This is a genomic window from Aurantimonas marina, assembly GCF_017183135.1.
GTDB classification, from domain to species: Bacteria; Pseudomonadota; Alphaproteobacteria; order Rhizobiales; family Rhizobiaceae; genus Aurantimonas; species Aurantimonas marina.
Map to the genome: position 1 here is coordinate 1 of NZ_JADDXW010000051.1, position 1,102 is coordinate 1,102.

Genomic DNA, 1,102 nt, shown 5'->3' on the forward strand with positions numbered 1-1,102 from the left:
ATGAGACCTGTGTGCGAGGGCGAAATCTGCGGCGGCGCCGAGGCTTTGGAGCCATCTTGCCCCGCAGTGGAGCCTTGGGCTGCGGATTATGCTCCCGACTGCCGGTTAGCTTGTTTCGCGGCAGAATCCGCCCCTGCTCATGCAGGCCTGCCTCGTAGAATGACCGACGAGCGGCGCAAGTTGTAGGCGATGGCGGTCAGCCGCACCTGAAGCCCGGCCTTGGCGAGTCCGATCCAGCGCATCCGGGACAGACCATAGCTGCGCTTGCAGGTTCCGAAGATCTTCTCGATCCTGCGGCGAACATGGCCGACCGCCGCGTTCCACGCCTCCAATCGGCGCAGGGCTTCCTCGCCGCCCCAGACGCCGCGGCCCGGCAGGCATGATACGCCGCCGGCAGTCCGGATCAGCGTCTCGTTGGCATGGCTGGCATAAGCCAGGTCCGCGTAGACCTCGCCAGGGCTCTCCGGCAGCACCGCTGCCAGCATCTTGCCGTCGTTGAGGTTGGCGGGCGTGATCTCGACGACGCGCACGATGTCGCCACCGGCGTCTGTGGCTACATGCGCCTTGTAGCCATGGACGGCGGGCCGGCGGCGATGCTTCACCCAGCGTGCCTCTTCGTCTTTGCCCTTGCTGGCCGAAGCGATCACCGTCGCGTCGATCAGCGTGCCCGTCTTCACCAGGACGTTCCTGCGATCGAGTTGCTGCGTCACGGCCTCAAACAGAACCCGGTCGAGCGACCGGGCCACCAGTTCCTGCCGGAACCGCACGAAGGTGGTGCGCTCCGGGGTCGGCTCGTCCGCCGCAAAACCGCAGAACCGGCGGAAGCTTGCCCGATCATCCAGCGCCTCGGCCAGCTTCACGTCCGAAAGATCGTGCCAAACCGCCAGTAGCAATGCCTTGAACAGGGCCAGAGGCGGCCAAGCCTGCTCGCCCTTTGCCGAGGCATAGATCGGAGCCAGATGATGATCGATCTCGGCCCAGTCAACCAGGTTGGCGATCTCGTTCAGCGAGCCGGTTCGCCGTGCGTCGCTCTTTGCAAACCTCAGCTCTTCCTGCCCAATCCGTCGCCGCGCCATCGTCCCATCCCCATCCCCATCCCCAT

1 protein-coding gene is annotated in these 1,102 nt (G+C 65.4%); it reads right to left on the reverse strand.

The window, feature by feature from the left end; all coding sequences use genetic code 11:
* Nucleotides 1-137: 137 nt before the first annotated feature.
* On the reverse strand, nucleotides 138-1,102 hold a 965-nt coding region (locus ING15_RS19240), incomplete at its 5' end, for an IS5 family transposase (RefSeq protein ID WP_232845896.1).